Annotated in this window: 23 protein-coding genes and 1 riboswitch; of the genes, 9 read left to right on the top strand and 14 right to left on the bottom strand. The window is 67.9% G+C overall.

The features are described from left to right. Positions 1-127: 127 nt before the first annotated feature. The 9 genes from ACMV5O_RS01180 to ACMV5O_RS01140 all read right to left on the bottom strand — a co-directional run bounded on the left by ACMV5O_RS01180 (position 128) and on the right by ACMV5O_RS01140 (position 8,184). Positions 128-337 carry a hypothetical protein gene (locus ACMV5O_RS01180; RefSeq protein WP_416161745.1) on the bottom strand — a complete coding sequence of 70 codons (210 nt, stop codon included), beginning with the start codon at positions 335-337 and terminating at the stop codon, positions 128-130. A 162-nt stretch (positions 338-499) separates the two neighbouring features. Further along, a complete protein-coding gene (locus ACMV5O_RS01175; RefSeq protein ID WP_416161942.1) occupies positions 500-1,699 on the bottom strand; it encodes an ABC transporter permease in 1,200 nt (399 codons plus the stop codon). 5 nt (positions 1,700-1,704) lie between these two features. Continuing rightward, positions 1,705-2,913: an ABC transporter permease gene (locus tag ACMV5O_RS01170; protein WP_416161744.1), complete on the bottom strand. Its 1,209-nt coding sequence runs from the start codon at positions 2,911-2,913 to the stop codon at positions 1,705-1,707. Continuing rightward, complete coding sequence (locus ACMV5O_RS01165) at positions 2,910-3,605, bottom strand: ABC transporter ATP-binding protein (RefSeq protein WP_416161743.1); 696 nt, start codon at positions 3,603-3,605, stop codon at positions 2,910-2,912. Before ACMV5O_RS01165 ends, ACMV5O_RS01170 begins: the two co-directional genes overlap by 4 nt. Before the next feature lie 38 nt (positions 3,606-3,643). Then, the gene (locus ACMV5O_RS01160) at positions 3,644-4,789 is read right to left on the bottom strand and encodes an efflux RND transporter periplasmic adaptor subunit (protein ID WP_416161742.1); all 1,146 of its coding nucleotides are present in this window, start codon (positions 4,787-4,789) and stop codon (positions 3,644-3,646) included. 12 nt (positions 4,790-4,801) lie between these two features. Further along, positions 4,802-5,695, bottom strand: coding sequence for a restriction endonuclease (locus tag ACMV5O_RS01155; RefSeq protein WP_416161741.1), 894 nt, complete (start codon positions 5,693-5,695; stop codon positions 4,802-4,804). Continuing rightward, complete coding sequence (locus tag ACMV5O_RS01150) at positions 5,692-6,111, bottom strand: HEPN domain-containing protein (RefSeq protein WP_416161740.1); 420 nt, start codon at positions 6,109-6,111, stop codon at positions 5,692-5,694. The genes ACMV5O_RS01155 and ACMV5O_RS01150 overlap by 4 nt, the downstream gene beginning before the upstream one ends. Beyond that, on the bottom strand, positions 6,095-6,427 hold the full coding sequence (locus tag ACMV5O_RS01145; RefSeq protein ID WP_416161739.1) for a nucleotidyltransferase domain-containing protein: 333 nt from the start codon (positions 6,425-6,427) through the stop codon (positions 6,095-6,097). The genes ACMV5O_RS01150 and ACMV5O_RS01145 overlap by 17 nt, the downstream gene beginning before the upstream one ends. A gap of 23 nt (positions 6,428-6,450) precedes the next feature. Beyond that, the gene (locus ACMV5O_RS01140; protein WP_416161738.1) at positions 6,451-8,184 is read right to left on the bottom strand and encodes a glutamine--tRNA ligase/YqeY domain fusion protein; all 1,734 of its coding nucleotides are present in this window, start codon (positions 8,182-8,184) and stop codon (positions 6,451-6,453) included. Between the two features lie 174 nt (positions 8,185-8,358). On the opposite strand from ACMV5O_RS01140, the gene crcB reads away from it, so the two are divergent. After that, positions 8,359-8,742, top strand: a complete 384-nt coding sequence (crcB, locus tag ACMV5O_RS01135; protein ID WP_416161737.1) for a fluoride efflux transporter CrcB — start codon at positions 8,359-8,361, stop codon at positions 8,740-8,742. 152 nt (positions 8,743-8,894) lie between these two features. On the opposite strand, the gene ACMV5O_RS01130 is transcribed toward crcB, so the two are convergent. Further along, the gene (locus ACMV5O_RS01130) at positions 8,895-10,193 is read right to left on the bottom strand and encodes an IS1182 family transposase (protein WP_416161736.1); all 1,299 of its coding nucleotides are present in this window, start codon (positions 10,191-10,193) and stop codon (positions 8,895-8,897) included. Positions 10,194-10,369: 176 nt separating this feature from the next. Between ACMV5O_RS01130 and ACMV5O_RS01125 the strand changes: the two genes are divergently transcribed. The 3 genes from ACMV5O_RS01125 to ACMV5O_RS01115 all read left to right on the top strand — a co-directional run bounded on the left by ACMV5O_RS01125 (position 10,370) and on the right by ACMV5O_RS01115 (position 12,584). After that, complete coding sequence (locus ACMV5O_RS01125) at positions 10,370-10,948, top strand: tetratricopeptide repeat protein (protein ID WP_416161735.1); 579 nt, start codon at positions 10,370-10,372, stop codon at positions 10,946-10,948. A gap of 132 nt (positions 10,949-11,080) precedes the next feature. Continuing rightward, positions 11,081-11,887, top strand: a complete 807-nt coding sequence (locus ACMV5O_RS01120) for a hypothetical protein (protein WP_416161734.1) — start codon at positions 11,081-11,083, stop codon at positions 11,885-11,887. 40 nt (positions 11,888-11,927) lie between these two features. After that, on the top strand, positions 11,928-12,584 hold the full coding sequence (locus tag ACMV5O_RS01115) for an OmpA family protein (RefSeq protein WP_416161733.1): 657 nt from the start codon (positions 11,928-11,930) through the stop codon (positions 12,582-12,584). A 107-nt stretch (positions 12,585-12,691) separates the two neighbouring features. Here the strand turns inward: ACMV5O_RS01115 and ACMV5O_RS01110 are convergent, their stop codons facing one another. The 3 genes from ACMV5O_RS01110 to thiD all read right to left on the bottom strand — a co-directional run bounded on the left by ACMV5O_RS01110 (position 12,692) and on the right by thiD (position 18,995). Then, entirely contained in the window at positions 12,692-15,994 is a 3,303-nt protein-coding gene (locus ACMV5O_RS01110) for an SNF2-related protein (protein WP_416161732.1), read from the bottom strand. A gap of 168 nt (positions 15,995-16,162) precedes the next feature. Beyond that, complete coding sequence (thiC, locus tag ACMV5O_RS01105) at positions 16,163-18,091, bottom strand: phosphomethylpyrimidine synthase ThiC (protein WP_416161731.1); 1,929 nt, start codon at positions 18,089-18,091, stop codon at positions 16,163-16,165. A 31-nt stretch (positions 18,092-18,122) separates the two neighbouring features. Beyond that, positions 18,123-18,995 (bottom strand): bifunctional hydroxymethylpyrimidine kinase/phosphomethylpyrimidine kinase, encoded by an 873-nt coding sequence (gene thiD / locus ACMV5O_RS01100; protein WP_416161730.1) that lies wholly within the window; start codon positions 18,993-18,995, stop codon positions 18,123-18,125. Continuing rightward, a riboswitch (TPP riboswitch) is annotated at positions 18,988-19,083 on the bottom strand. It overlaps the preceding gene by 8 nt. 96 nt (positions 19,084-19,179) lie before the next feature. Between thiD and ACMV5O_RS01095 the strand changes: the two genes are divergently transcribed. From ACMV5O_RS01095 to ACMV5O_RS01080, 4 genes are all read left to right on the top strand, one after another. After that, a complete protein-coding gene (locus ACMV5O_RS01095; protein WP_416161729.1) occupies positions 19,180-20,940 on the top strand; it encodes a carbonic anhydrase in 1,761 nt (586 codons plus the stop codon). A gap of 119 nt (positions 20,941-21,059) precedes the next feature. Continuing rightward, positions 21,060-21,713 carry a protein-L-isoaspartate O-methyltransferase family protein gene (locus ACMV5O_RS01090; protein ID WP_416161728.1) on the top strand — a complete coding sequence of 218 codons (654 nt, stop codon included), beginning with the start codon at positions 21,060-21,062 and terminating at the stop codon, positions 21,711-21,713. A gap of 8 nt (positions 21,714-21,721) precedes the next feature. Continuing rightward, positions 21,722-22,045 carry a rhodanese-like domain-containing protein gene (locus ACMV5O_RS01085; RefSeq protein ID WP_416161727.1) on the top strand — a complete coding sequence of 108 codons (324 nt, stop codon included), beginning with the start codon at positions 21,722-21,724 and terminating at the stop codon, positions 22,043-22,045. Between the two features lie 30 nt (positions 22,046-22,075). After that, positions 22,076-23,386, top strand: a complete 1,311-nt coding sequence (locus ACMV5O_RS01080) for a TolC family outer membrane protein (RefSeq protein ID WP_416161726.1) — start codon at positions 22,076-22,078, stop codon at positions 23,384-23,386. Here ACMV5O_RS01080 and waaA read toward each other — a convergent pair. After that, positions 23,364-24,656, bottom strand: a complete 1,293-nt coding sequence (gene waaA / locus ACMV5O_RS01075; RefSeq protein WP_416161725.1) for a lipid IV(A) 3-deoxy-D-manno-octulosonic acid transferase — start codon at positions 24,654-24,656, stop codon at positions 23,364-23,366. The two genes, ACMV5O_RS01080 and waaA, sit on opposite strands and share 23 nt — an antisense overlap. A 128-nt stretch (positions 24,657-24,784) precedes the next feature. Between waaA and ACMV5O_RS01070 the strand changes: the two genes are divergently transcribed. Continuing rightward, positions 24,785-25,792, top strand: a complete 1,008-nt coding sequence (locus ACMV5O_RS01070; protein ID WP_416161724.1) for an NAD-dependent epimerase — start codon at positions 24,785-24,787, stop codon at positions 25,790-25,792. The last annotated feature ends 16 nt before the right edge of the window (positions 25,793-25,808 follow it).

Below are 25,808 nucleotides of genomic sequence, written 5' to 3'. Positions count from 1 at the left end.
ACCATGTGGATCGCCGCGGGTTCCTGAATCCTGAAAACGAAAACAGCCGGAGCCCTCGATCGAGGGCTCCGGCTACGATACGCTCCGAGCTTGCGCGCCTTCTTCTGGGCGCGTGTTCAGGCCAGGCTCAGTGAAGGGCGATCCGCGCGGCTGCGGCCGCCTTCAGTTCGGGGTGGGGCTCGTAGAGTCCGCTCAGCTTGGCGAAGCACGCTTCGAGCGGGCAGTCGCGCCCTGGTGGGCATCCGTGTTCGCAGGCGCATTCAACTTGCGTTTCGTCCAGCAACACCATGGTGCGGGCGGTTTCGCAGCGTGCGATCGGGGCGTCGAGTGTGCACATGATGATCTCCTTGTGTGGTATTCGTGCAACTGGTTACTGATTTTCTGTTTGCGACTGTGACATATCGCACACCCGCCTTTGGTTTGAATCTAGTCCAGGACAGGTTTTTTGCCGGTGAATCCGCCTGAAGCTTGACTAAAGTCAACGTTTGGCCTTCCTGCCTCACTCTGCACGCAGCGCATCCACCGCGTTGAGCCCGGCGGCCCGGCGCGCCGGCAATACGCCCGCGGCCAGGCCGATCACCACCGCCAGCAGTTCAGCGATGAGCACGAACTGCCAGGGCGTCGCCACCGGCATCGCCGGCAGCAGCACGCCGACCAGTTGCGCCAGGCCTGCACCGACGAGCAGGCCAAGGAGGCCGCCGAGTGCCGCCAGCACCACCGCCTCGCCGAGGAAGATGACGAGGATGGTGCGCCTTCGTGCTCCCAGTGCCACCAGCAGGCCGATCTCGTTGGTGCGCTCGCTGACCGCGATGGTCATGATGGTGACGATACCCACGCCGCCCACCAGCAGCGAGATGCCGCCGAGTGCGCCGACCGCGGCGGTGAGGATGCCGAGGATGTTCGACAGCGTGGCGAGCATGTCTTCCTGGGTGCGGATGGTGAAGTCCTCGCGGCCGTGACGGGCGATCAGGGTGCGCTTGACCTGCTCGACCACGCGCACGGCCGGCACCTGCTCCTCGTAGTCGAGGCCGATCTCCATCAGCCCGTCGCGGTTGAACAGTGCCAGCCCGCGTGCGCTGGGGATGAAGGCGGTGTCGTCGAGATCGATGCCGAGGAACTGGCCCTTCTCCTCCATGATGCCGATCACCCGGTAGCGCTCGTCGCCGATCTGCACCCGCTCACCGAGCGCATTGCCGGCGTCGAACAGCTCGCGCTTGAGCTTGGGCCCGAGCACGACGAAGGCGCGCGGGCTGTCACTGTCGTCGGGCGGCAGGAACTGGCCCACGCGAACCCGCATCTTGTACACCTCGTGCATATGGGCCCCGACCCCGAGCACCATCGTGCGGCGCACGCGGCCGTTGGCGCGTACCTCGGCGTTGCCGCTGACGTTGCCGGTGACGTGCCGCACGTGAGGCAGCCGCGCCAGCGCGGCCGCGTCGTCCAGGGTGAGTTCGCGGGCGGTCGTCGGCAGCCCGGGCGGGCCGCCGCGCGGGCCTTGCCGGCCCGGCGTGATCTCGATGACGTTGGTGCCGAACTGGCCGAACTCCTGCAGCACGAAGCGGTGCAGGCCTTCGCCGATCGAGGTCAGCAGGATCACCGCCGCGATGCCGACCGCGATGCCGCCCAGCGTCAGCGCACTGCGCATGCGGTGGGTGATGAGCGAGCGCAGCGCGAGTTGCAGGAGATCGGTCCAGCGCATGCCGCTCATCGCTTCATCAGCGCCTGCACCGGGTCCAGCGCGGCGGCGCGTCGCGCCGGCATCACGCCGAACAGCAGCCCGGTGGCAAGCGCCGTGCCGACCGCGGCTGCCACCGCCCAGTCGGGCGGCCACGCGGGCAGGGCGGGGAAGGCCAGCCGGATGGTCCAGGCGCCGGCGTGGCCGAGGACGAAGCCGGCGGCCGCTCCGGCCAGCGACAGCAGCCCGGCCTCGGTGAGGAAGGCCAGGCGGATCGCGCGTGCGCTGGCACCGAGCGCCTTGAGCAGGCCGATCTCGCCAGTGCGCTGGGTGACGGCAACCAGCATCACGTTCATGACCAGGATGCCGGCCACCGCCAGGCTGATCGCGGCGATGCCGGCCACGCCCAGCGTCAGCGCGCCGAGGATGCGGTCGAAGGTGCCGAGCACCGCATCCTGGGTGATGACGGTGAAGTCGAACTCGCCGTCGCGGCGGGCGCGCAGCAGATCCTCCACCTGGCGCTGGGCCGGCGCCAGCGCCTCACGGCTGCGGGTCTCGACCATGATGCGGAACAGCGCATTGGTGTTGAACATGGCCTGCGCGGTCGCCACCGGCACCAGCACCAGCTCGTCGGAGTTCATCCCCAGCCCGCGCCCGGCCGGGCCCATGATGCCGATCACGCGCAGGCGGCGGTCGCCGAGGCGGATCATGCGGCCGATGGCGTTCTGGTTGCCGAACAGCTCGGCGCGGATGGTTTCGCCGATTACCGCCACCGCGGTGGCGCGGCCGAAGTCCTCGCGCGGCAGGAACTGGCCGCCGGCGACCTTGAAGCCGCGGATGTCGAGGTAGTCGGCCGTGGTGCCGACCACCAGCACCTCGCGCAGCCGCCCGCTCACCGCGATCTCGGAGTTGCCCACGGTCAGCGGCGCGACGCGCTGCACCAGTGCAAGGCGCTGCAGCGCGGCAGCGTCGTCGTTGGTGAGGTCGCGCGGCGTGCTGCTGACGAAGCTGCCCGGGTTGACGCCGCCGGTCTCGGTGCGGCCGGGCAGCACGATCAGCAGGTTGGCGCCGAGCGCGGAGAACTCTTCCACCACGTAGCGCCGGGCGCCGTCGCCGAGCGCGGTGAGCATCACCACCGCCGCCACGCCGATCGACATCGCCAGCACCATCAGCGCGCTGCGTAGCGGGTAGCCGAGGGCGGCGCGGCTGGCGAAGCGCAGGGTGTCGGCGGGGCTCATGCCGGCTGCGCGCTGCGCCGCAGATCGTGGTGGATGGCGCCGTCCTCCATCAGCACACGTCGGCGGGCGCGCTCGCCCATGGACGGGTCGTGGGTGACCACGATCAGCGTCATGCCGGCGGCGTTGAGGGCCTCGAGCAGGGCGGTCACCTCCTGCCCAGTGGCGCGGTCGAGGTTGCCGGTCGGTTCGTCGGCGAGCAGCATCGCCGGGCGCATGATGGTCGCGCGCGCGATCGCCACGCGCTGGCGCTGGCCGCCGGAGAGTTCCTCGGGGCGGTGGTGGGCGCGGGTTTCGAGGCCGAAGTCGTTCAGCGCCTGTTCCACACGGCGGCTGCGCTCGTGCGGCGGGATGCCGGCGAGCATCAGCGGCAGGGCGACGTTCTCGGCGGCGGTGAGCCGCGGCACCAGGTGAAAGCTCTGGAACACGAAGCCGATGCGCGCACTGCGCACCGCGGCCTGCTCGTCGGCCGACAGCGTGGTGACGTCGCGGCCTTCCAGGCGGTAGTGGCCGGCGTTGGGGCGGTCGAGCAGGCCGAGCAGGTTGAGCAGAGTGGATTTACCGGAGCCGGAGGGGCCCATCACCGCCACGTAGTCGCCCGCATCGATGCGCAGCGAGACGTCGCGCAGCGCATGCACCTGGCTGTCGCCGAGCTGGAAGATGCGGTTGATGCCGTCGAGTTCGATCTGGGCCATGTTCGCGCTTGATTCCCTCGCGATCCCGTCGCCGCGCGCTAGTGCGTGACCGATTCGACGCGGACGCGCGCGCCGGCGGCGATGCCGGCACGCTCGAGCGAGGTAACGATGCGCTCGCCCGCCTGCAGGCCCTCGAGCACTTCGGTCTGTTCCCAGTTCGACAGCCCGGTGTGCAGCTTGCGCTCGACCAGCACGCCGTTGTCCTCGACCAGCACGCGATTGCCTTCGCGCAGTGCCGAGGTCGGGATCCGCAGCACATCGGCGCGGGTGTCGAGAATGATCTCGACGTCGGCGCTGTAGCCCACCAGCATGCCGCGCGCCTCGTCCGGGCTGACGAAGTCGACGTCGACCTCGACGGTGCGCGCCTGTTTTTCAACCGCGGTGATGTAGGGCGCCACGCGCTTGACGCGGCCCTCGAACACCGTGCCCGCCATCGCCTCGAGCGTGATGCGCACCGGCTGGCCGGGGCGAATCTTCGGCGCGTCGATCTCGTCCATCGGTGCTTTCACGTACAGGCAGGAATCGTCGATGAGATCGATTGCCGGCGGCGTCGGCACGCCGGGTGGCGAGGGAATGGAGATTTCGCCGAGTTCGCCGCTGATGCTGGCCACGGTGCCGGCAAAGGGCGCGACCAGCACCAGACGCTGGCGGTCGGTCTCGGTGGCAGCGAGCTGCGCCTGCACCGTGGTGATCTCCGCGCGTGTGGTGTCACAGGCGGCACGGCGCGCGCGCGCTTCGGTGCGTGCCTTCTCCTCGGCGCTGGCGGAGACGAAGCCGCGCCTGACCAGCTGCGCCTGGCGCGCCGCCTCGCGCTCGGCGTTGTCGGCCACGGTGCAGGCTTCCTGCACGCGCTGGCGCGCGGTGGCAAGCTGGGCCTGGTTGATCGCCAGGCGCGCCTCCAGGTCGCCATGCCACAGCCGCATCAGCACCTGCCCGGCCTCGACCCGGTCCCCTTCCTTCACCCCCAGCCATTCGATGCGCCCGCCGACGATGGTCGCCATCTTGGTGCGCTGGCAGGCTTCGATCTCGCCGGCGCGGGTGTTCGACAGCGTCGCCTCGACCAGCCCGCGGCCGACCTCATGTACCACCACCTCGACCGGCTTGGGCCGCGTGAACCACCAGCCTGCCGCCCCCAGCAGGGCCAGGACGACGAGTGCGGTCAGCAGGCGGCGGATGGTCTTCATGGGACGTTTGTGTCAGAGGTCGTCGAAAAAGTCCGTGTCCAGCCGCCTCAGTTCGATCCGGCGCTTGATGGAAACCCCCACATTGTGCTCGACCGCGAGCCGCGCGAGTTCTTCGCCGTCGATCAGAACCAGCCGCAGATGCGGAAGCTCGACCGCCCGTCTGGCATCCGGAGTGAATCGACTCGTCGTCACGAAAACGCCACGATTGGCGCCGTGCTTGGCCAGCGCGCCGAGGAAGCCGTTGATGTCCGGTCCACCGACCGGCGCATCGGTCCAACGCTTCGCCTGCAGGTAGATGCGGTCGAGCTTGAGGCGGTCCTCGTAAATGACGCCGTCTATTCCCCCATCGCCGGAGCGTCCGGTCACTTCGCCCACGCCATAGCCCATTGCCGCCAGAAGCCGCACGACGAAGCGCTCGAAGCTCGCTGGACTGATCGCCCGAAGCTGCGTCAGAACCTCCTGCTCCAGGGCACCCTGGATTTCAGCGAGCGTCTCGTCGATCTGTTCTTCGGGCGTTAGTGATTCGTCGGGTGGGGCGCCGGCGTGAGCGGCGGACGTCTCGGGAGGCACCGCTGCCTTCCAGTTTCCCATTCCACGGCTCTCGAAATACTTCCGGTCCAATTTGGAGGGCAGTTCGGGCAACGCGATGCGCCCCTTTGCCGAGATCTGGAACATCCCGCGACCACAGCTTTCGATGAGACCCGTCTTGTTGAGATCGCTCTTGGCCCAGCCGACTCTGTTCAGGTATCGCGGATAGCCACTGGGGAGGGTTTCCGCGAGGTCTTCGTCGGTGAGGCCCAGGCGTTCAGCAAGCGCCTGGGATGCTTCGCGGAGATTGCGAGGACATCCGTCGGCGACAAGGTCAAGCAAGGGCCGAATGAGTTCGTGGTATTTCGGAACGCTCATCGGGGCTCGGCCTGTGGTCCAAGCAAGACGTCGAGCGTGGCTTGGCACCAGGCCAGTACAGCGGTGACTTCCGCTCGTATTGCATTGCGCTTGAGCATGAAGCTCTGATCCAGTGCGCCCTCGTATCGTGCAGCCACGCCGAATGGCGTCAGGCGCTCGAGCCCGGCGCAGTTCTCCGGCGATTGAATGGCTGCTTGCTCGAGAAGGGCAAGCAGCATCGCGATGTTGTGGGTCCTTGGAAACTGAACTCCAGCTGCGGCGAGCACGGCCTTGAGTGCCTTTTCGACCGCTTGCTGGGCGTGGAAGCCGATGATCCAGTCGGGCGCGGCGCTGTCGCGAGCGAGTTGTTCGACGACGTAAGCGTCGTCGCGTGCCCGGCGCAGCAGACCGCGCGCGAACTCAGCCGGGGAACTCATGAATACGTCCTTCGCGCATGGCGCGCCAAGCGAGGGTGTTGGGCTGTGTCCGTTCCTCCTCGAACGCCGCATCGCTCATCACCACCACGTCAGCGGGGATCAACTGGCGCCCGAGCAGGGAGGCAAGCCGAGCCATTTCATCGAAGCGGTTGCTGACCTCGGGCTCGACCACCAGCAAGTCGAGGTCGCTGTCCTTGCGAGCCTCCCCTCGCGCTTGCGAGCCGAACACGATCACCTTGCTGCCAGGCGGCACGCTGCCGCGCAGGCAGGCGAGCGAGGCGGCTATCGGGTCGGTCACGCTGTTGATCATCGCCATCCTCGTACTCCTGTCAGACGGCCTTACTTCCCGCCCTTGGCCCACGAATCCTTCAGCGTCACCGTGCGGTTGAACACCGGCGCGCCGGGCTTGGAGTCCACGCGGTCGGCGACGAAGTAGCCATGGCGTTCGAACTGGAAGTGGTCCTCGGGCTGGGCATCCTTGAGCGCCGGCTCCAGGTAGGCGGTGATGACGCGCTTGCTGTCCGGGTTGATGTCGGTGAGGAAGTCGCGCTCGGCGTCCGGCGCGTCGCCCTCGCGGCGCTGGCCGGGATGGGGGTGGGCGAACAGGCGGTCGTAGATGCGGACCTCGGCCTCGTAGCCGTGCGCCACCGACACCCAGTGCAGGTTGCCCTTGACCTTGTAGTTGTCGGCGCCGGGGGTGCCGGACTTGGAGTCGGGCATGTACTCGGCGAGCACCGCGGTGATGTTGCCCGCGGCGTCCTTCTCGCAGCCGGTGCATTTGACGACGAAGCCGTAGCGCAGGCGCACCATGTTGCCCGGGTAGAGACGGTGGAAGCCCTTGACCGGCGCTTCCATGAAGTCCTCGCGCTCGATCCACAGTTCGCGGGAAAACGGCATGTCGCGCTTGCCGAGTTCGGGCTTCAAGGGATGGTTGGGCGCCTGGCACAGCTCCGATTCGCCTTCCGCGTAGTTGGTGATGACCAGCTTCAGCGGATCGAGCACCGCCACGCGGCGCTCGGCCGCTTCGTTGAGGTCGTCACGCATGCACTCTTCGAGCACGCTCATGTCGATCCACGAGTCGGCCTTGGACACCCCGATGCGCTCGGCGAAGCGGCGGAAGCCGGCGGCGGTGAAGCCGCGGCGGCGGGCGCCGATCAGCGTTGGCAGGCGCGGGTCGTCCCAGCCGGCGACGTGGCCTTCATTGACGAGCTGGATCAGCTTGCGCTTGGAGAGCACCACGTAGGTCAGGTTGAGGCGGGCGAACTCGATCTGTTGCGGCAGCGGGCGCGGGAAGTGGCCTTCGGTGGCGAGCGCGTCGAGCAGCCAGTCGTAGAACGGGCGCTGGTCCTCGAACTCGAGCGTGCACACCGAGTGGGTGATGTTCTCGATCGCGTCCTCGATCGGGTGGGCGAAGGTGTACATCGGGTAGATGTGCCAGGCGTCGCCGGTGCGATGGTGGGTGGCGTGGCGGATGCGGTAGATCGCCGGGTCGCGCAGGTTGATGTTGGGGCTCGCCATGTCGATCCTGGCGCGCAGGATGTGCGAGCCCTCGGCGAACTCGCCGGCGCGCATGCGCGCGAACAGGTCGAGGTTCTCGGCCACGCTGCGGTTGCGGTAGGGGCTGTCCTTGCCCGCCTCGGTGAGCGTGCCGCGGTTGGCGCGCATCTCCTCGGCCGACTGCGAATCGACATAGGCCTTGCCGGCCTTGATCAGGCTCTCCGCGCAGGCGTACATGCGGTCGAAATAGTCCGAGGCGTAGTACAGGTGCTCGCCCCACTCGAAGCCGAGCCACTGCACCGCCTCGATGATGGCGTCGACGTACTCCTGCTCTTCCTTCTCGGGGTTGGTGTCGTCGAAACGCATGTGGCAGACGCCGCCATAGGCTTCGGCGAGGCCGAAGTTCAGACAGATCGACTTGGCGTGGCCGTAATGCAGGTAGCCGTTGGGCTCGGGCGGGAAACGCGTCTCGACGCGGCCACCCCATTTGCCACTGCGCTGGTCCTCGTCGATGATGTTGCGGATGAAGTTGGAGACGACGGGGGCTTCGGCGGCGGGGGATTTTTCGGGTTTCATCACACGGAGGATCTGGAAGGTCGGCCCGGTGGCCGGGATGCGGGTTGGCGCAATTGTAGCCGATCCGCCTTGTGCGCTCGGCTGCACCCGGGGCAGCGGGTAGAATCGGGCTTCAGTTCATTCTGGATGGGTGGCGGATTCCATGTTCCGGGTCGTCTCGTTGGGGTGGTGGCGTTGAATCTGGCCACTTTCGCTGCAGTGGGCATGGGTGCGGCGCTCGGCGCCTGGCTGCGCTGGGGCTTGGGCACGTGGCTCAACCCGGCGTTCGCTCTGATCCCGCTCGGCACCCTGGTTGCGAATCTGGTCGGCGGCCTGGCGATGGGTTTCGCGCTCGCGGCGGTGCAGGCCTGGCCGGGCATGGCGCCAGCCTTGAAGCTGTTGCTCACCACCGGTCTGCTCGGCGGACTGACGACGTTTTCCACCTTCTCGGCCGAGGCCTTTCACCTGCTGCAGCGCGGTGCGCTCGGCTGGCTCGGGCTGCACCTTGCGGTGCATGTGGTCGGCTCCGTGGTGATGACCTGGGCAGGGTACACGCTGCTAAATGCACTCCGGAGTTAGTTCTTCAACTCTGAGCCTGTGAACTTTTCGGTCACGCCCGCCGAAGGGGGCGCGAGGGGGTTTATGACCGCCGTGGCGGCCGGATGATCTATTCAGCATGAATGTGCTCGCGCTTTCTGATTTTTCGGGTCGTTCTTCGGTATTTCCTACGTTCAAGCCCCGATTCCGGACACGGCAGACGCACCTTTCCCGAGGGCGAGCATCTCCGGCGCCAGGCTGGCCATCCGCATCAGGTTGTGGGCCAAAGCGAAGAACAAGATCACACACTTGACCTTAGCCAGGCCGCGCACGCGGAACTGCTGGAGCCCCCGGTTGCGGCTTTGGGCATTGACGCACTCGGCGGTTGCGGCGCGGTTCTTGTAGATCGCCTTGGCCTCGTCGGTCCCCATGCGCGCGCGCCACGCTGCCACGGCAGGACTGTCATCCGGCTTGGGCTGGTGCGGATCCACCGTCTTGTCCTTGGCCGCCGGCACCGGCCCATACACCGTGGTGCGCGCGCTGGCTTGTTCGACCTGCTTGTGACCGACGAAGCCGCCATCGACCAACCAGGCCTCGGGCGCCTGACCACAACGCTCGCGCACCTGCTCGATCATCGGCACCATCTGACCCTGATCACTTCCCGCCGTGGCCACCTCGACGCCCACGATCACCAGCGAGTCGACGTCGCTGGCCAGCTGCGGGTTGTACGCGGGCCGAAACCCGCCGTCGCCCATCTTCATGACCGTCGCCTCGGCATCGGTCGTCGAGGCGCGCGCCTGATTGGCAGCCTTGCCCTGGCGGCGCTTGATCGCTTCGAGTTCGGGCAAGCGCGCCAGCGCCTCGACCACCCGGGCCTCGCGCTCACGGGCCGCGCGCAGCCGTGCCGCCTGACGGGCCCGATCGGCCTTGCCCGGGTCGGCTTCGAGCTCGGCCTTGAGCTGCGCAACCCGCTCGCGGGCCGCCTCCAGGTAGCCCGCGAGCTTGTCCTCGCGCCGAAACGATCCCGCCCCCGCACTGGCCCGCACCCGCATGCCGTCTTGTGCCACCTGGCGCAGCTTCACCACCCCGGCGGCAATGAGCGTTGCAACATTGGCGCTGAGCAACTCGTCGAGCGCCTCGCCGTGATCCTTCCGGAAGTCCGACAGCGTGTGGTAATTGACCTGCACCCCGCCGCACAGCCAGCGGTACGCATCATGCGCATCGGTCAGGCGCGCCACCTCGCGCGCGCTGCCCACCCCGTCGAGCGTCGCGTAAAGCCACAGCGACAACAGAATCTCCGGCGCGATCGCCGCCCGACCAACCCCGCCCTCACGCACCCGGATCCGCTCATAGAAGCGCCCCAGATCCTGCCCGACCACATACGACCACACCAGCCGCGCCCGATGACCTTCCGGCAGCAGCGACTCGAGGTCGCTGGCGCGAAACTCCATCTGGGTGCGGTTGGGCAAAATCACTCGTGCGTGAGCTTTCATGGCAGGGTTACGAGATCGTGGCCGGGACGCAAGAATTATACCAAAAGCATTTATCGGAAATTTTCACAGACTCTCTTGGGAATTGCCGCGTAAATTTTGTCTCGCGAGTCAGGCCAACACGTCTAGAATGTAACTGAATATATTCGTGAAAGCTCTTGGCCTTGAGGTGTCATGTCATGACGAAGTGCCTTGTCCTTTTAGCCTGCCTTCTGCTCGCGGCATGTACACAACCTCCTCCTCGAGAGACGGTCCGGATATGTGATTCGGAGGGCTGCAGCGAACGGTCTCGAGGTTACGCGACACATGATGCCCGTGTATCGGACGGGGAAGATGATGGCCGAGTCGCGGCGCTTGAAGCGCTTGCGGAACGAGAGCCTCGAGCTGCCTATGATCTGGGTTTGAGGTATTTCCGGGGCGATGGCGTCCGTCAGGACAGCTATAAGGCGTTGACCTGGATGCGGTCCGCGGCAGAGCGGGGGCATCTCGAGGCGCAAAAGGCACTTGGGCGCTTCTACCTGACGGGACTTGAGGAAATGGGGCCGGATCCGCGTGAAGCGGAGAAGTGGCTATCCATTACCGCCAGCCGAGGTGACAAGGAAGCCCAGACGCTCCTTGCTGAGGCCAGTGCGGCCCGCAAGTCCGAGGAGGCCGAGTGGAAATGGCGCCAGCGCTGGAAGGGCGTATTCCACGACTACTGGTACAGGCGATACACCTATCTCGGCTACTGGCGTGACGGCTTCTGGTACTACCGTTAGCCGCCAACTTGCACCCAGCGGTCGTCGGTGAGCGTTCACTATAAATGCTTGTAAGTTCAACTTTCGGCTTGCGCGGCTGGGCCCCCGCCCTAGCTTGCGACCGCAATCTAACCTGAGCAGAAGGAGATCACCATGAGCAGCCCCCGGATTTCGCGCCTTGCGCTTGCGCTCGCCGCAATTGCATCTTTGAGCGGTTGTGTGACGACCGGAACCAACCCGACTGCACTGTCCGGGTCGGCCGCAGGTGGCACCAGCGTTGACGCCAATGCGCAACTCGAGCGTTGCGAGGCCCCCCTGGGTACGATTGCGGTTGATGACGGCCGTGCGGCTGATTGGTACGGCCAATTCGGTAGCGCGACCCAAGTCACGAGCATCGAGCCTTTGTTGCGCCTCGCCGTGCAGCAGTCAAACTGCTTCGTCATTACCTCAATTGGAAATCTCCGTACCGACAGTCGCTTGTCGCGGATCACCGATACCCAGCGCAATTCCGGGGAGTATCGAGCGGGCTCGAAGCAACAAAAGGGACAGCGCGTTGCAGCCGACTACTATTTGGAGCCGCAGATTATCATCAACAACGATTCGGTCGGCTCACTCGGCGGCGTCGTCGGAGGTTTGCTCGGCGGGAGGTTCGGCGCGGTTGCTGGAGGTCTCCAGTCCAAGGTCTCCGTGGTCACGTTGTCGTTATTCGACATTCGATCGGCCGTTCAGATCGCGGCATCGGAAGGCAGCTCCACTGCCACCAATTTTGGTGCTGCGCTCGGCGCATTTGGTGGCGGTGCCGGTGGCGCACTGGGAGGGTTCTCTCGGACGCCCGAAGGCAAGGCGACGGTGGCCGCATTCATGGATGCTTACAACGGCATGGTCATCGCACTGCGCAACTACAAGGCGCAGGATGTAAAAGGAGGCCTCGGGCGTGGCGGCACGCTCAAGGTCAACTGACCCAGGTTGGCCAACCTACAATTGAACGGAGGCAATCTTCATGAAGAGAGGGGTCCTGAGTCTGTGCGCGGTGACGCTGGCGCTGAGTGGATGTGCAAACATGACTGAAACTCAGCGTGATACCAGCATCGGTGCCGGGATCGGTGCGGTGACCGGTGCTGTCATCGGGCGTGCGACGGCGGGTGGCAACAAGGGACGCAGCACCGCGACCGGTGCGGCGGTGGGTGCCGCTATTGGCGCTGCCGGTGGCTATCTGTGGTCGCAGAATATGCAGAAGCAGAAGGCCGAGATGGAGCAGGCGACCGCCGGCACAGGGATTGGCGTAAGCCAGACCAGCGACAACCAGTTGAAGGTGGACATTCCCGCAGATGTCTCCTTCGACGTCGGCCGCTACGACATCAAGCCCAACATGCGTCCCGTGCTGGACCGACTCGCAGGCACGTTGAACCAGCATCCGATCACCACCGTGACGATCATTGGCCACACCGACAGCACCGGCTCGGACGCGATCAACGATCCACTGTCGATCAACCGTGCCGCTGCCACGCGTGATTACCTGGTCATGCGTGGTGTGTCGGCGCAGCGCATCGCGATCGACGGCCGCGGCTCCCGTCAGCCGGTGGCGGACAATGCGACCGCGGCAGGTCGCGCCATGAACCGTCGCGTCGAGATCTTCATCGCTGAACCCTCCCAGTAAGCTGCTGTGCCGCACACGCGTCTATAGACGTGTGTGCGGCGTAGACGTTTTCCTTATCCCGGAACGGCAAGCTTTCAGCGTTGGAATGGAATCTGGGTTCGCCGACCTCAGTGCGCCGCAAACGGTAGCGGCGCCAGCAGCGCAGCGATGTCCGACTCGCCGAACTTTGCCAGCGCATCCGCATCCTCGGACAGCACGCCCTCGGCCAGCGCGGCCTTCTTCTCCTGCAGGGCGAGGATCTTCTCCTCGATGCTGCCGGCGCATACCAGCTTGAACACGAACACCGGCTTGTCCTGACCGATGCGGTGGGCGCGGTCGGTGGCCTGGTTCTCGGCCGCCGGGTTCCACCACGGGTCGTAATGGATCACGGTGTCGGCCGCGGTCAGGTTGAGGCCCACGCCGCCGGCCTTCAGGCTGATCAGGAACACCGGCACGCGGCCCTTCTGGAAGTCCTCCACCGGCACGCGGCGGTCGCGGGTGTCGCCGGTCAGCGCCACCCAGCCGATCTTCGCCTTGTCGAGTTCGGCGGCGATCAGGCCGAGCATGGTGGTGAACTGCGAGAACACCAGGATGCGCCGGCCCTCGTCGATGAGCTCGGGCAGCATGTCCATCAGCAGGTCGAGCTTGGCGCGCTCCTTGACGCGCGCGGCCGCGGGCGACTTCAGCAGGCGCGGGTCGCAGCACACCTGGCGCAGCTTCAGGAGTGCGTCCAGGATCACGATCTGGCTGCGCGCGAAGCCCTTGCCCGCGATCTCGGCGCGCACCTTCTCGTCCATCGCCGCGCGCACCGTCTCGTAGAGGTCGCGCTGGCCACCCTCGAGGCCGACGCTGCGCACGATGATGGTCTTGGGCGGCAGTTCGGTGGCGACGTCCTCCTTGCGCCGGCGCAGGATGAAGGGGCGCAGGCGGGCGGCAAGGAGGTCGCGACGATCGCTGTCGCCGTGCTTCTCGATCGGCGTGCGCCAGGTCTGGGTGAATTGCTTGTGGCTGCCGAGGAAGCCCGGCAGCAGGAAGTCGAACTGCGCCCACAGCTCGCCGAGGTGGTTCTCGAGCGGCGTGCCGGTGAGCCCGAGACGGTGGCGGGCCTTCAGCTGGCGGATCACCTGCGCGCCCTTGCTGGCGGCGTTCTTCACCGTCTGCGCCTCGTCGAGGATCAGCAGGCTCCACTCGCGCGCCTGCAGTTGTTCGGCATCGCGCCACAGCAGCGGGTAGGTGGTGAGCGCGATATCGACCCGCTCGCCGCCGGCGGCGCCCGCGTCCAGTTCGTCGAAGCGGGCGTGGCGATTGGCGCCGTGCAGGTTCAGCACCTTCAGGTCGGGGGCGAAGCGCTCGGCCTCGGCCTGCCAGTTGAACACCAGTGAGGTGGGCAGGATCACCAGCGCCGGCGCATCCAGCCGGCCGGCGTGCTTTTCGGTGAGCAGGTGGGCGAGCGTCTGCGCGGTCTTGCCCAGGCCCATGTCGTCGGCGAGGATGCCGGCGAGGTCGTGGCGCACCAGGTGCTGCAGCCAGGCCAGGCCCTCGAGCTGGTAGGGGCGCAGTTCGGCGCGGAAGCCCTTGGGCGCCGTGACGGCCTGGATGCCTTCGGTGTGGCGCAGGCGGGCGGCGATCTCGGCAATGCGTTCGCGGCCGCGTCCCGGCAGATCGAGATCGGCCAGACGGGTGGCGTCGAGCCTCGACAGCCGCCAGTCGTGATCGGGGTGATCGAACAGGTCCACCAATGCACGCACCAGCGGCTTGATGCGCGCGGCGCTGATGCGCAGGCGGCCGAGCTCCTCGTGTTCGAGGATCAGCGCCTCGTTGTCGGCGATGTCGTCGAGCCGGCCCGACAGCCAGCGCGCATCCTGCGCGAACAGGCCGGCGAGCAGCGGCGCCAGCGGCAGCGCCTTGCCATCGACCTCGATGCCGGGCGACAGGCCCAGCCAGCCGTCCTCGCGCTCGTCGATGTCGAGCATCAGGCGGTCGATGTCGATCGCGTGGTGGCGGAAGTCGGCGGGAAACGCCACCTCCCAGCCCTCTTCGCGCAGCGTCGGCACGGTGTCGGCCATGAAGCCCGGCCATGCGGACTCGTTCGCGAGGCCGAGCGCTTCGGGCGGCAGCGTGCCGAAGCTCGCCTGGATTGCACCCGGCGGTACGCGGCTGAAGCCGGCCGCGCTCAGCCGCTGGGCCGCGGCGCGCTCGGCGGCCTCGTCGCGTGTCAGGCGCGCGCTGCGGCCGTCGGGCAGGGGGTGGAAGAGCCGTCCGTCCTCCGCATCGACGGTGACCGGCCCGTAGCGGAAGGCGAGCACGGCGAAATCGAACTCGTAGGTGCCATAGGCGGCGTAGCTGCGAAAGCGCACGTGATGCACGGGGCGCGTGTCGAGGCGCAGCACCGGCACCGGCACGCCGCCGACTTCGATCGGCGGCTCGCCGCGCAGGGTCGGCGCGGGCAGGGCGGGCGCGACCTCGGCCAGGGTTTCGGCGACGAGCTCGGATTCCGCCTGGGTCAGCGGCGGCAGCCAGAGCAGGCGCTGCACCAGCTCGGCCGGCACCGTCAGCATGATCGGGCCGGCCTCGGCGCGTGCGGTATCCACATACCAGGGCGGCAGCAGGGGCAGGATGCGCTCGGCGGCGGGCTCCACGGTGAGCACTGGCGCACGCAGGCCGTCGGCGGTCAGCGTCCAGTCCGGATGCCCCGGACGCGGTTCGCCGGCGCTGAGCGCGGGGCTGGCGAGGCTGGCGAAATGCAGGCGTTGGCTGACGAGCAGCTTGCTCAGCAGCTCACTGCTGTTGCGCCCATCGAGCGGCAGGCCGGCACTGGCGACGGTGCGGCCGCGCGGCCGGTGCGCCCACAGCAGGCGCAGGATCTCGAGGTCGGTCTCGTCTACGAAGGCGGGCGGGTCCTGCAGGGCGCGCTCGAAGTTGCTCCAGCTCTCGCGCTGGCGGATCTGGCCTTGCTGGTCGAGGCGGACCTTGTAGCAGGCGATGGTGTCCTCGCCATGCTCGCTGTCGGGCTCGATCACGTAGTGCAGGGCGTGCTTGCTGGCTGTCGACTTGCGCTTGCGTGCGGCGCTGGGGTCGAGCGCGCTGGCAGCATGGCGGAAGCCCTCGACCCAGGCCAACACCTGCTGGCGCGGGCGGTCGGGCCGGCGACGCTGGTGCAGCCACAACAGCATCATCGCCGCCACGTGCTTGCAGTCGTAGCCCATCGGGCAGCTGCAGCCGCTGACCAGTGCGGGGCGCCCGTCCTCCTCGACGACGTTGGCGAACACGTCATAGGGCGTGCGCTGCCGGCCTTTCACCAGGGCCGACACCTCGCTGCCCTCGGTCGACAGCGCGCTCACCCTGCTCAGGTAGCCCAGGCCCTTGGCCACGGTCTCCATGCCGAGCTGGGCGATCAGGTCATCCTGGCTGAAGAGGTCGAGCAACGTCATGGGCCGATGGTGTGCCCGGGACGGGCGCGAGCGGGAAACCAGCCAGTTTACACGCCTGCGCCGGGGGCTGTCTGGCCCTGCGCGCCGGATCGCTTGCGCACGGATGCGGGCGCAAAGGAAACGGGCCGCATGTGCGGCCCGTCGGTGCTCAAGCGCTGGCGTGCGGCATCACACGTTCCGATACACCTCAGCCCCGCTCTTCACGAACTCGATCGACTTCACCTCCATGCCCTTCTTGAGCGCCTCGGCCTCGTCGATGCCCTGCTGGGCGGCGAAGTCGCGCACGTCCTGGGTGATCTTCATCGAGCAGAAGTGCGGGCCGCACATCGAGCAGAAGTGCGCCACCTTGGCCGAGTCCTTGGGCAGGGTCTCGTCGTGGAATTCCTTCGCCTTGTCCGGGTCGAGGCCGAGGTTGAACTGGTCTTCCCAGCGGAACTCGAAGCGCGCCTTGGAGAGCGCGTTGTCGCGGATCTGCGCGCCCGGGTGACCCTTGGCCAGATCGGCGGCGTGGGCGGCGAGCTTGTAGGTGATGATGCCTTCCTTGACGTCCTGCTTGTTGGGCAGGCCCAGGTGCTCCTTGGGTGTCACGTAGCACAGCATCGCGGTGCCGTACCAGCCGATGGTGGCCGCGCCGATGCCGCTGGTGATGTGGTCGTAGCCCGGGGCGATGTCGGTGGTGAGCGGCCCCAGGGTGTAGAAGGGTGCCTCCTTGCACTGCTCGAGCTGCAGGTCCATGTTCTCCTTGATCATGTGCAGCGGCACGTGACCGGGGCCTTCGATCATCACCTGCACGTCGTGCTTCCAGGCGATCTGGGTGAGCTCGCCCAGGGTCTTCAGCTCGCCCAGCTGCGCCTCGTCGTTGGCATCGTAGATCGAGCCCGGGCGCAGGCCGTCGCCGAGGCTGAAGGCCACGTCGTAGGCCTTCATGATCTCGCAGATGTCCTCGAAGTGGGTGTAGAGGAAGCTCTCCTTGTGATGCGCCAGGCACCACTTGGCCATGATCGAGCCGCCGCGCGACACGATGCCGGTCATCCGGTTGGCGGTGAGCGGCACGTAGCGCAGCAGCACGCCGGCGTGGATGGTGAAGTAGTCCACGCCCTGTTCGGCCTGCTCGATCAGGGTGTCGCGGAAGATCTCCCAGGTCAGCTCCTCGGCCTTGCCATTGACCTTTTCGAGCGCCTGGTAGATCGGCACCGTGCCGATCGGCACCGGGCTGTTGCGGATGATCCACTCGCGCGTCTCGTGGATGTTCTTGCCGGTGGACAGGTCCATCACCGTGTCGCCGCCCCAGCGGATCGCCCAGGTCATCTTGTCGACTTCCTCGTTGATCGAGGAGCCCAGCGCCGAGTTACCGATGTTGGCGTTGATCTTCACCAGGAAGTTGCGGCCGATGATCATCGGCTCGGACTCGGGGTGGTTGATGTTGTTGGGGATGATGGCGCGCCCGCGGGCGACCTCGTCACGGACGAACTCGGGGGTGATCTCGGCCGGGATGGACGCACCGAAGTTCTGTCCCGGGTGCTGGCGCAGCATCATCGCCGCCATCTTCGCGCCGGTGGGGCCGGCGGCCTGGAGCGAGGCCATGTACTGCTGGCGCTGCAGGTTCTCGCGGATGGCGATGTATTCCATCTCGGGCGTGATGATGCCGCGCCGGGCGTAGTGCATCTGGGTGACATTGCCACTGAGGTTGGCGCCCGCCTTGGCGCGGCGCGGCTTGCGGTGCAGGCCCGGAAAGCGCAGTTCGTCGAGCGCCTTGTCGGCGGCACGCTGGCGGCCGAACTCGGACGACAGGTCGGGCAGCACCTCGGTGTCGCCCCGTTCCTCGATCCACTGTTGGCGCAGCGCCGGCAGGCCGGAGCGGATGTCGATCCTGGCGGTCGGGTCGGTGTAGGGGCCGGAACAGTCGTAGACGAAGATCGGCGGGTTGGGCTCGGCGCCAAACGAGGCGGGCGTGTCGCTCTGGCTGATCTCGCGCATCGGCACGCGGATGTCCGGGCGCGAACCTTCGACGTAGATCTTGCGCGAGTTGGGCAGCGGGGCGATCGCGGCTTCATCCACGTGGGCCGTGGCGGCGATGAATTTTTCGTTGGCGTTCATGGGCTCTCCTTGGGGGGTTCTGTGTGGGTTCTCATCTGCGCCACAGCGCGTGGAAGTGATGCACCGGGCCGTGGCCGCTGCCGACCGCAAGTTCGTCGGCATGGGCGATTGCGCCGAGCAGCCACTGGCGCGCGTGGCGCACGGCGGCCTCGACCGGGCGGAACTGGCCTTCGGCCTGCGGCAGCAGCGCGGCAATGGCCGAACTGAGCGTGCAGCCGGTGCCGTGGGTATTCTTGGTGTCGATGCGCGGTGCCGGCAGTTCCACCATGCGGTCGCCGTCGAACAGCAGGTCGACCAGCTCGTTGCCGGGCAGATGGCCGCCCTTCAGCAGCACCCAGCGCTCGGAGGACAGCGGCAGCAGCTCGCGCAGTCGCTCAGCGGCGCGGTACATCTCCTTGACCGTGTCCGGCGCGCGCTGCTCGAGCAGCACGCCGGCCTCGGGCAGATTGGGCGTGATCAGGAAAGCCTGCGGAAACAGCGCCTCGCGCATCATCGAAATGGCGCTCTTCGCCAGCAGGCTGTCACCGCTCTTGGCGACCATCACCGGGTCGAGGACGACGTTGGCGGCCTGCCAGTGGGCGAGGCGCTCGGCCACGGTGGCGGTGACCTCGGCGCTGCCGAGCATGCCGATCTTGGTCGCGGCCAGATGCACATCCGCAAACAGGGTGTCGATCTGCAGGCGCAGGAAGTCGGTCGGCGGCACATGCACACCGGTAACGCCCTGGGTGTTCTGCGCGGTGAGCGCGGCGATCACGCCGCAACCATAGGCGCCCAGCGCCGAAAAGGCCTTGAGGTCGGCAAACACGCCGGCGCCGCCCGACGGGTCGACGCCCGCGATCGAGACGACGTTGGGAATGCGGGACGTGGCGCCTGAGGCGCTGGATGGGGTGGAGCGAGTACTCATGGATACGTTTCCCTACGCCGGTGCGAGCCGGATCAGGTTCAAAGGGTCTTTCTCAGCCCCCGGTTGGCGGGCACCCCTAACGAGATCGCCGCACGATACTGGATGCGTCTGCCTGTGGCAAGGTACTCAAGATCGGACCCGAATGGTCGTATAGCATCGTGATTGCCGATATCGCAGAACGCCCATGAAGCCCATCCGACTCCTGCTCGCCGCCTTGCTCCTCGCCCAGCCCCTGCAGGCCGCCTTCGCAGCCGACTGGCAGCTGGTGCTGAGCGACCGCGATCGCCGCGTCGAGATCGACCGCGACAGCATCCTGTCCTCGGATGCGGGCACCCGGGTCTCGTGGGGGCGGGTGGTGCTCACGACCGACGAGGCCCGCAGCTCAGGCTACGCGATGATCAAGGCACTCAACCGCTACGACTGCCGCAACAACACGTTTGCGACGATCAAGCGCGTGTATGTCGATGCCTTCGACAACATCGTCCGCGAGGAGTCGGTCGAGGGCGAGGCGCTGACCGTCGCGCGCAGCGCGGTCGATGAGCGCATGTGGCGCGAGGTGTGCAAGCCCGCCACCGCGGCCGACCTGCAGCAACTGGCCAGCGAGGCCGCCCGCGTGGCGGCAGCGCCCGTGCGCGCCGCGAGCTCCGCAACCCCGCCGGCGGCACGGCTCGCCGCGCCGGCGGTCGCCGCCGCGCCAAGGTCGCCTGCCGCAGCACCGGCACCGACACCGGCACGGCCAGCACTCGCAGCGCCAGCGCCTGTACCAGTGCCTGCCGCGGAATCCGTGGCGGCGGCCGCCCCGGCGCCTGTGGTGCAGATCCCCGCCAAGTTCGCCGCCGGAACCATTCACACTGCGGACGTTTCGCAGGAGCCGCAGACCTCGATCCTGCCGCCCCTGCCGCGCATCGTTCCGCCAACGGCGGAGGTGGACAAACGCGCGGCGCAGCCGGTCGCCGCCCGCGTCCCGGCACCGGCTGCCCCGTCTGCGTCCGCAGCAGTGCCGGCGCGCGTCGCCCCGCCAATGCCGCCTGCGTCACCCAGGCCCGCTGCAGCGCCGGCGCGGCCGGTCCGAGGCGAGGCGCCGAACGCGGCGCCCGCCGCGCCCGCCGCCGCGCTCACGGCGGCCCCGCAGCCGACTGCGCCACGCCCGGCTGTCCAGGCCCAGGCCAGGCCTCAGGCCCAAGCGCGAACCGCGGCGCCGACCAACGAGCCGCGGGCGGCGCAGGCGACGCCGAGCGGCATCCGCATCACCCGCCTCGGCCAGGCCGTGCCGGGCTGGAGTTACGATGGCGATACCGGCCCCGAGCACTGGGGCAGGCTGCGCCCGGAGTGGCGCGTGTGCGCCGAGGGCAGCCGGCAGTCGCCGATCGACCTGCGCGACGGCATTGCGGTCGAGCTCGCGCCGGTCGTGTTCGACTACCGGCGCAGCGGCTTTCGCGTCCGCGACACCGGCAACACCTTGCAGGTGGAGGTGGGCGAGGGCATGGGCATCGAGGTGCGCGGCACGCGCTATGCGCTCGAGCGTTTCACCCTGCACCGGCCCTCGCAGGATCGCGTCGGTGGCATGGCGCATGACATGGCGCTCTATCTGGAGCACCGCAGCGAGGACGGCCGGGTGGCGATGCTGTCGCTGTTGCTCGAGGCAGGCGGCACGCGCAACGAGGTGCTGCAGACCGTGTTCAACAATTTGCCCCTCGATCGCGGGCGGGACTTCGCACCGCAGGCCGTGCTCGACCTCGCCGCCCTGGTTCCCGCCCAGCCAGGGCATTTTCTGTATATGGGCTCGCTGCCGACGCCGCCGTGCTCCGAGGAGGTGCTGTGGGTGGTCATGAAGCAGCCGCTGCCGATTGCCGACGAGCAGCTTGCGGTGTTCTCGCGCCTGTATCCGCGCAATGGCCGCCCCATCCAGCCCGTCAACGGTCGTCTACTGCTCGAGTCGCGCTGACGCCCCCGCCCGTCTCCGGCGCGAATCGCAGTGCAGCAACTGCGCTAGAATGGCGAAGTTTTGCCCTCATGGATCACGCTATTAATTAGCGTGTGCTAATATTTCGCCTGGAGTCCCAGATGAACTTCGAGAAAGCGCGCTTCAACATGGTCGAGCAGCAGATCCGCCCCTGGGAGGTGCTGGATCAAAACGTGCTCGACCTCCTGATGACGGTCAAGCGCGAGGAATTCGTGCCTGCCGCCCATCGCGAACTCGCTTTTGCCGATGTCGAGATCCCGCTCGGTCATGGTCAGGTCATGCTCAAGCCGGTCATCGAAGGCAAGGTGCTGCAGGCGCTGCGCATCGCCAAAGGCGACTCGGTGCTCGAGGTCGGCACGGGCTCGGGCTACTTCGCCGCGCTGCTGGCGGCGCGCAGCGAGTGGGTGCGGACGATCGAGATCGAGCCTCGCCTGGTCGAGCTCGCAAGTGCGAACCTGGCCCGCAACGGGGTCGACAACGTCGTCGTCGTCGAAGGCGACGGGCTCGCCGGTTGGGCCGAGCGCGCGCCTTACGACGCGATCGTGCTGTCGGGCGGGGTCCCCTTCGTGCCGCAGGCCCTGCTCGAGCAGCTCAAGGTGGGCGGGCGCCTGTTTGCCTTCGTCGGCCAGGCGCCGGTCATGAAGGCGCGCCTGATCACCTGCGAGGCGGAGGGCCGCTTCCGCACCGAGGACATTTTCGAGACCGTCGTGCCGATGCTGAGGACGACGGCGCGCAGCGAGCACTTTAGCTTCTGAGCACCATCATGCGCCAGATCAGCCCGACCCAGCTTGCCCAGCGACTGCAGGACCCACAGCAGCCCGCACCCTTGCTGCTCGACGTGCGCGAACCCTGGGAGTTCCAGATCTGTCACATCGACGGGTCGCTGCCGATGCCAATGGCGAGCGTGCCGGCGCGCGTCGCCGAGCTCGACCGCGATGGCGAGATCGTCGTCGTCTGCCACCATGGCGGGCGCAGTGCCCAGGTCTGCATGTTCCTCGAGCATCAGGGTTTCACCCGCGTGATCAACCTCGCCGGCGGGGTGGCGGGCTGGGCCGCGCAGGTCGATCCCCGAATGCCGCAGTACTGACATCAGCCGAGCAAACGAGCGGAGAATGGCATGAAGAAGGTGTTGGCAATGTGCATCGCAGGCCTGTTTTCAAGCGCCGCCGCTGCGGCCGACTTGATGCAGGTGTACCAGGATGCGCTCGCCAACGATGCCCGCTTCTCCGCCGCGCGCGCCCAGCTCGAGGCCGGCCAGGAGCGCGTGGTGCAGGGGCGTGCCGGACTGTTGCCACAGCTCGGGGTGTCGGCCAGCACGGCCTGGAACGAGGCCGACATCAAGTCCCGCGCGCCGCAGCCCGGCACCGCCAGTTCGAGCTTCAACAGCAATGGCTACGCCGTGCAGCTCACCCAGCCGCTGTTTCGCATGCAGAACTGGGTGCAGTTCAAGCAGGGCGAGCTGCAGACGGCGCTGGCCGAGACCCAGTTCGGCATCGAGCGCCAGGATCTCGTGCTGCGCGTGTCGGAAGCCTATTTCAACGTGCTCATCGCCCAGGATGCGCTTGCCGCCGTGAGCCAGTTGCGCACCGCAGCGGCCGAGCAGCGCGAGCTGGCCGCGACCAGCTTCGAGGTCGGCACGGTGACGATCACCGATGTGCACGAGGCGCAGTCGCGCTTCGATCTGGCCTCGGCGCAGGAGATCGCGGCGCAGAACCAGCTTGAGGTCGCGCGCCAGAGCCTGGCGCAGATCATCGGCAAGGAGCCCGACGCGCTTGCCGGACTGCGCGAAGGGGTCGAGCTGCAGCGTCCGCAGCCCGACAGCATTGCCGACTGGGTCGCCGCGGCCGAGTCGGGCAGCTTTGCCGTGCAGGCCCAGCAACTGACGCGCGAGATCGCCGCGCGCGAAGTCGAGCGCGCGCGCGCCGGCCACCTGCCGACTGTCGATGTGGTCGCCAGTCACGGCCTCAACAATCGGCCCCAGCCCACGACCGAGCGCTCAGAGGCCAGCACCATCGGCCTGCAGCTCAACCTGCCGCTGTATGCCGGCGGGCGCGTGTCCTCGGTGTCGCGCGAGGCGGCCGCCTTGCGCATGAAGGCCGATGCCGACCTCGAGGATGCGCGCCGCAGCGCGGCGCTCGCGGCCCGGCAGTCGTGGCTGGGCGTCACCAGCGGCATGGCGCAGGTGAAGGCGCTCGAGGCGGCGCGTGTCTCGTCCACGTCGGCGCTCGAGGCCAACCGGCTGGGCTACGAGGTGGGCGTGCGCATCAACATCGACGTGCTCAACGCCCAGACCCAGCTCGCCGAGACCTTGCAGCAGCTCTCGCGCGCCCGCTACGACACCCTCCTCGCCCAACTGCGCCTGCGCGCGGCCGCCGGCACGCTGGGCGAGGACGACGTGCGCGCCATCAACGCGCTGCTCGCGCCCTGAACTCGCCGTCGGCGGCCTCCAGCCCCTGCAGGATCTCCACCGTCCGCTGCGTCGCACCCTGATGCAGGGTGGCAAAGCCGCGACCGGCTGCCGCCATCGCCTCGCGGCGCGGTGCGTCGGCGAGCAGGGCGAGCGCGGCGGCCATGCCGGCGTCGGCATCGTCCGCGCGCAGGGCCGCGCCGCAACGCACTGCCTCTTCGGCGATCAGCTGGAAGTTGAAGGTGTGCGGCCCCACCACCACCGGCGTGCCGACCGCGCACGCCTCGATCAGGTTCTGCCCGCCCAGGGGTAGCCAACTGCCGCCGATCAGGGCCACATCGGCCGTGGCGTAATAGGCGAACATCTCCCCCATCGAGTCCCCCAGCAGCACGCGGGTGTCGGCGTCGACGGCGGCCTCCGCGCTGCGGCGCTGCAGCTTCAGCCCGGCGGCCGCCACCGCCGCGGCGACCTCGTCGAAGCGCTGCGGGTGGCGCGGCACCAGCAGCAGCACTACCTCGGCTGCGGCTTGGCGGGCGAAGGCTGCGACCAGCAAGGCCTCTTCGCCCTCGCGCGTGCTCGCCGCGAGCACGACCGGACGGGGGCCGATGCGCGCGCGCAGGGTGGCCGCCAGTTGCAGGGCCGCCTGCGGCGGCGCGATGTCGAACTTGATGTTGCCGGTGACGCTGACGCGGCGCGCCCCGAGCTGGCTCAGGCGGGCCGCATCGGCGGCGCTCTGCGCGCCGATCACGCTCAGCGCCCTCATCGTCAGCGCGGTGAGGGCCGGCAGGCGCGCGTAGCGGCGGGCCGAACGCTCGGACAGGCGGGCGTTGGCCAGCATCACCGGGATGCGTCGGCGGCGACAGGCGGCGAGCAGGTTGGGCCACAGCTCGGTCTCCATGACGACGCCGAAGCGGGGGCGGAAATGACGCAGGAAGGCGTGGGTGAAGCAGCCGATGTCGTAGGGCAGGTAGGCGCGCAGCACGCGCGCGTCGTTGCCGAACAGCGCGCGCGAGGTATCGCGGCCGGTGGGCGTCATGTGGGTGAGCAGCACGCTGTGCTCGGGCCAGCGTTCGAGCAGCGCCCGCACCAGCGGCTCGGCGGCGCGGGTCTCGCCGACCGACACCGCATGGACCCAGATCACCGCCCCCGGCGCGCGCACCCGGTAGTGGCCGAAACGCTCGCCGAGGTGGCGCACATAGCCGGGCTGGCGCCGCCCTCGCCACAGCAGTCGCAACAGCACCAAGGGCAGGGCGAGCAACCAGAGCAGGGTGTAGGGCAGGCGGGTCAGCATCGAGTCGGGGCGGCAGGCGACCGCGCAAGTATAAGCATGGATGCGGCGCGCAAGACGTCTGTCACACGCCTGCCCCGGCCTGCGTGCGATAATTCCGCCCGATTACTTCCCTTGGTCAAACGCTCCCCATGAAGATCCTCGTCACCGGTGCCGCTGGTTTCATCGGCATGCACACCTCGGAACGCCTGCTCGCCCGTGGCGACCAGGTGGTCGGGCTGGACAACCTCAACGACTACTACGATCCGACGCTCAAGGAGGCGCGGCTGGCGCGCCTCACGCCCCATGCCGGGTTCCGCTTCGTCAGGATGGATGTCGCCGATCGTGCGGGCATGGAGCGCCTGTTCGCCGAAGAGGGCTTCGACCGCGTGATCCACCTCGCGGCCCAGGCCGGCGTGCGTTATTCGCTGCAGAACCCCCACGCCTACATCGACAGCAACCTCGTCGGCTTCATGAACATCCTCGAGGGCTGCCGCCATTCGCAGGTCCAGCACCTGGTGTATGCGTCGAGCTCCAGCGTCTACGGCGGCAACACCAGAATGCCCTTCGCCGAGCGCGACAGCGTGGATCATCCGGTCAGCATCTACGCCGCCACCAAGAAGGCCAACGAGCTGATGGCCCACACCTACAGCCACCTCTACGGCTTGCCCACCACCGGCCTGCGCTTCTTCACCGTGTATGGGCCCTGGGGACGGCCGGACATGGCCTTGTTCCTGTTCACCAAGGCCATCCTCGAGGGGCGGCCGATCGATGTCTTCAATCACGGTCGCATGAAGCGCGACTTCACCTACGTCGATGACATCGTCGAGGGGGTCATCCGCACGCTCGACCGCGTCGCCGCTGCCGATCCCGGCTTCGACGCCGACCAGCCCGACCCGGGAACCAGCAATGCCCCCTACCGCGTGTTCAACATCGGCAACCACGATCCGGTCGAGCTGATGGATTTTGTCGCCGCGATCGAGGACACGCTTGGCGTCAGCGCGCAGAAGAACTTCCTGCCGTTGCAGGACGGGGATGTGCCGGCAACCTATGCCGATACTGCGGCGCTCAACGCGTGGACCGGCTTTGCCCCGGCGACCAGCGTCAAGGAGGGGGTGGGGCGCTTCGTCGCCTGGTATCGCGACTACTACCGGGTCTAGCGCAGCGGCGCCCGGC

Source organism: Thauera sp. WH-1 (genome assembly GCF_047806685.1).
GTDB lineage: Bacteria > Pseudomonadota > Gammaproteobacteria > Burkholderiales > Rhodocyclaceae > Thauera.
This window is presented reverse-complemented; position numbering and strand designations above follow the sequence as displayed.